The organism is Mesorhizobium sp. M2C.T.Ca.TU.002.02.1.1 (genome assembly GCF_003997225.1).
In genome coordinates, this window is record NZ_RZTO01000462.1 from 1 (window position 1) to 4,920 (window position 4,920).

Sequence of the window (4,920 nt, forward strand, 5' to 3'; positions counted from 1 at the left end):
GCGCTCTCCCTTCTCGTCGACGAACACCATGCCGGTGACTTCCACCTCGATCGTGCCGTTCGGCATCGGCACATAGAGCGTCTGGCCCATGCGGTCGCGGCCGCCGGCGACCAGCGCCAAGGCGATCGAGCGGCCGCAATTCTCCGACCAGTAGCTGGAGGTGACGTGGCCGATCATCTTCATCGGGATCGGCTGCTTCGGATCGGCGACGATCTGCGCGCCCTCTTCCAGCACGACCTTCGGGTCCTTGGTTTTCAGGCCGACAAGCTGCTTGCGGCCTTTGGCCACCAAGTCCGGACGGGTCAGTCCGCGGATACCGACGAAGTCGGTCTTCTTCTTGCCGACCGCCCAGTCGAGCCCGGCATCGTTCGGCGTCACCGTGCCGTCGGTGTCCTGGCCGACGATGATGTAGCCCTTCTCGGCGCGCAGCACGTGCATCGTCTCGGTGCCGTAGGCGGTCGCACCATGCTTCTGGCCTTCGGCCCACAGCGCTTCCCACACCGCCTCGCCGTAATCGGCCGGCACGTTGACTTCGAAACCGCGCTCGCCGGTGAAGGACATGCGGAACAGCCTCGTCGGCACGCCGCAGATCTTGCCCTCGCGCACCGACATATGCGGCATCGCCTCGTCCGACATGTCGATGCCTTCGACCAGCGGCGCGATGATATCCCGCGACTTCGGCCCCTGCACCGCGATCACCGCCCATTGTTCGGTGATCGAGGTCAGCCAGACGTTGAGATGCGGGAATTCGGTCTGGAGGTAATCCTCCATGTGGTTCATGACGCGCGGCGCGCCGCCGGTCGTCGTCGTCACGTGGAAGCGGTCAGGCGCCAGCCGGCCGACGACGCCATCGTCATAGATGAAGCCGTCCTCGCGCAGCATGATACCGTAGCGGCAACGCCCCGACTCCAGCTTCTCCCAAGGGTTGGTGTAGAGCAGTTCCATGAATTTCGCCGCGTCCGGCCCGACCACCTCGATCTTGCCGAGCGTCGAGGCGTCGAACAGCCCGCCGACCTTGCGCACCGTCACGCATTCGCGGTTGACGGCGGCATGCATGTCCTCGCCCGCCTTGGGGAAATACCAGGCGCGCTTCCAGTGGCCGACATCCTCGAACACCGCACCTTGGCGTGCCGCCCAGCCATGCGTCGCCGTGCGCCGGGTCGGATCGAACAGCGCGCCCCGCGCGTGGCCGACGATCGAGCCGAAGGTCACCGGCGTATAGGGCGCGCGGAACGTGGTGAGGCCGACCTGGGGGATCGGCTTGCCGAGCTCCTCGGCGGCGATCGCCAGGCCATGCATGTTCGACGTCTTGCCCTGGTCGGTCGCCATGCCGTTGGTGGTGAAGCGCTTGACGTGCTCGATGGAGTGCATGCCTTCATGCACCGCCTGGCGGATATCCTTGGCGGTGACGTCGTTCTGGAAATCGACGAAGGCCTTCACCGTCGTGCCCGGCCCCGCGCCGGGCCCAGCACCCAGCATGCCGCGCGACCAGCTCTCGCCGGCGTCAACCTTCGGCTTGGCGGCCTTGCCAACCTTGCCGCCGGCCTCCTTCGCCGCCTTGGCGCCGGCCGCATAGGCCTCGTCGATCGTCGCGTCCAACCCGTCCGTGCCGTTGCAGGCGCCGACCGAGACGCAATCCTGCGCATAGGTGCCGGGCACGAAGCGCCTGGTCTCGTCGTTGAAGGCGACCTTGCCGCGCGACTGCGAAAACAGGTGTACCGACGGCGTCCAGCCGGCCGACATCAGGATCGCGTCGACGGGAATAGTGCGGCCGCCGCCGCCATTCTTCGGCTGCACGGTCATCGACGACACACGCAATTTGCCGCCGGCGCTCACCACCGCGCGGCCGAAATTGATCTCGATGCCGAGCGCCCTCGCCTCATCGATCACCGGTCCCGACGGGTTGTCCCGCAGGTCGACGATGGCGGCGATATTGACGCCGGCCTTCTTGAGGTCGATCGCCGCGGCATAGGCGGAATCATTGGCCGTATAGACGCCGACATTCCTGCCGACGGCCACGCCGTAGTGGTTGAGGTAGGTGCGCGCCGCCGAAGCCAGCATCACGCCCGGACGGTCGTTGTTGGCGAAGACCATGTGGCGCTCGATGGCGCCGGTTGCGATCACGACACGGCCGGCGCGGACCTGCCACAGGCGCTCGCGCGCGAGTTCCCGGCCCGGGTTCTTGAGATGGTCGCTGACCCGCTCGACCAGGCCGACGAAATTCTGCGCGTAATAGCCGAAGGCGGTGGTGCGGGAGAGCACGCGCACATTGTCCATCGCCTTGAGCCTGGCGATCGCGGCTTGCGCCCATGCGTAGCCGTCCTGGCTATCGATCCTGGCGCCGCTCTCGAAGCGCAGGCTGCCGCCGAACTCGGCCTGCTCGTCGGCGATGATCACCCGCACGCCTGTTTCGGCCGCGGCAAGGGCGGCGGCGATGCCGGCGGCGCCGCCGCCCAGCACCAGCACCTCGCAATGCGCGTAGCGGGAGGCATAATGGTCCGGGTCCGGCTTCTCGGGCGAAACGCCGAGGCCCGCGGCAGCGCGGATCTTCGGCTCGTAGAGATCCTTCCAGGCCCATTTCGGCCACATGAAGGTCTTGTAGTAGAAACCGGCCGAGAACATCGGCGATGCGATGTCGTTGACCGCGCCGACGTCGAAGGCGAGCGACGGCCAGCGGTTCTGCGAATTGGCCGTCAGCCCGTCATAGAGCTCCTGCACGGTCGCCCGCACATTCGGCGTCTTGCGCGCATCGTCGCGCACGATCTGCACCAGCGCGTTGGGCTCTTCCGCGCCGGCCGACAGGAAGCCGCGGGGACGGTGGTATTTGAAGGAGCGGCCGACCAGATGCACGCCATTGGCAAGCAGCGCCGAGGCAAGCGTATCGCCCGCGATGCCGGTGTAGGGCTTGTCGTCGAAGCTGAACGCAGCGGTCTTCGCCTGGCTGAGGCGACCGGCGCCGGAGATACGGAAGGCGGCGTTCATTTCGAGGCTCCAGGCAGCTTCGCGGGCTTTGGCTCGCCGGCCTTGTAGGTCATGACGAACTTGTCGGTGACGGTATCGCGAACCGCGTTGAAGAAGCGCGCGCAGCCGTGGATGTGCCGCCAGCGCTCATAGATGACGCCCTTGGGGTTCGCGCGGATGAAGAAGAATTTCTCGAAATCGTCGTCGCTCTCGGCGGCAATGTTGGTCGGGCGCGCGATATGCGCCTCGCCGGCATTGCGGAATTCGAGTTCCGGGCGCTCTTCCTCGCAATAGGGGCAGCGGATGAGAAGCATCTGGGTGATCCTAAAACTTGCCGTGACCGGCGCACGCGCCGGCCGGGTGAAAGCAAATCGGCTGAGCCGTCATCAATGCGCCACCGCCGCCGCGGCGGCCTCGTCGATGAGACGCCCCGTGCGGAAGCGCTCCAGCGTGAAGGGCGCGTTGATCGGGTGCGGCTCGTCCTTCGCGATCGTGTGCGCGAAGACATTGCCCGAGCCTGGCGTCGCCTTGAAACCGCCCGTGCCCCAGCCGCAATTGACGTAGAGCCCCTTGACCGGCGTCTTCGCCAGGATCGGCGAACGGTCGGGGGTCACGTCGACGATGCCGCCCCAGGAGCGCAGCATCTTCATGCGCGTGAAGATCGGGAACATCTCGCAGATGGCGTCGAGCGTGTGCTGCAAGATGTGCAGGCCGCCGGTCTGCGAATAGGAGACATACTGGTCGGTGCCGGCGCCGATGACCAGCTCGCCCTTGTCCGACTGCGAGATATAGGCGTGCACGGTGTTCGACATCACGACGCAGGGCACCACCGGCTTGATCGGCTCCGATACCAGCGCCTGCAGCGGGTAGCTCTCGAGCGGCATGCGCACGCCGGCCATGTTCATGATGACGGAGGAGTGGCCGGCCGCGACCACGCCGACCTTCTTGGCGCCGATGAAGCCGCGCGTCGTCTCGACGCCGCTGACCGCGCCATTGGCCGCCCGCTTGATGCCTGTGACCTCGCAATTCTGGATGATGTGCACGCCGCGCGCCGAAGCGCCGCGCGCATAGCCCCAGGCCACCGCATCGTGGCGCGCCGTGCCGCCTCGCCGCTGCAACGCCGCGCCCATCACCGGATAGCGCGCCTCCTTGGAGATGTTGAGCGGCGGGCAGAAAGCCTTCGCCTCTTCGGGCGTCAGCCATTCATTGTCGATGCCGTTGAGGCGGTTGGCATGGATATGGCGCTTGAAGACCTGCACGTCGTGCACATTGTGCGCCAGCATCATCACGCCGCGCGCCGAATACATGACGTTGTAGTTGAGCTCCTGGGAGAGCCCATCCCACAGCTTCAGCGCATGGTCGTAGATACCGGCGCTTTCGTCATAGAGGTAGTTGGAACGGATGATGGTGGTGTTGCGGCCGGTGTTGCCGCCGCCCAGCCAGCCCTTTTCCAGCACCGCGATGTTGGTGATGCCGTGCTCGCTCGCCAGATAGTAGGCCGTCGCCAGGCCGTGACCGCCGGCGCCGACGATGATGACGTCATATTCCTTCTTCGGCTCGGGCGAGGTCCACTGCTCTTCCCAGCCCTTGTGGCCGCGCATCGCCTCGCGGGCAATGGCGAATACCGAGTATTTCTTCACGTTAAGCCTCGCGCCAAAAAATCGCGGATATGGTCCGGGCCTCTCCCGTCACGCGAGGTGTATCACTAGCGAAATCGCGATGTCATCCTTGCGCTGATTGCGACGGCGCTTGCCGTTTTGCGCCAGTGCCGCGTAATGACCGCGCGCCGATGGCAAGGCAGCTTTCGGGTGGCTGCATTCATGCCGATTTGCGACCCAAGCATCCAACCGCCGGGCAAGCCCGGCACAAAGGAAGGATGCAAGGACATGTTCACCCTGACAAACAAGGTCGCCATCATCACCGGCGCAAGTTCCGGCATCGGCCGCGCCACTGCCGGGC

At 65.9% G+C, this 4,920-nt stretch carries 4 protein-coding genes; all 4 read right to left on the bottom strand.

The annotated features are described in order from the left end of the window. Positions 1-2,982, bottom strand: a 2,982-nt coding sequence (locus EOD07_RS22280; RefSeq protein WP_164772425.1) for a sarcosine oxidase subunit alpha, incomplete at its 3' end; no start/stop codon positions are given. Beyond that, entirely contained in the window at positions 2,979-3,275 is a 297-nt protein-coding gene (locus EOD07_RS22285; protein ID WP_040997306.1) for a sarcosine oxidase subunit delta, read from the bottom strand. The genes EOD07_RS22280 and EOD07_RS22285, both read right to left, overlap by 4 nt. A 72-nt stretch (positions 3,276-3,347) precedes the next feature. Beyond that, a complete protein-coding gene (locus EOD07_RS22290; RefSeq protein WP_040990174.1) occupies positions 3,348-4,601 on the bottom strand; it encodes a sarcosine oxidase subunit beta in 1,254 nt (417 codons plus the stop codon). A gap of 48 nt (positions 4,602-4,649) precedes the next feature. Further along, a partial coding sequence (locus tag EOD07_RS38170; RefSeq protein ID WP_206519523.1) for a hypothetical protein occupies positions 4,650-4,920 on the bottom strand: 271 nt, incomplete at its 5' end.

Coding starts and splice junctions, on each gene's coding strand:
- EOD07_RS22285 (WP_040997306.1), bottom strand. CDS start 3,275: ATGCTTCTCATCCGCTGCCCCTATTGCGAGGAAGAGCGCCCGGAACTC.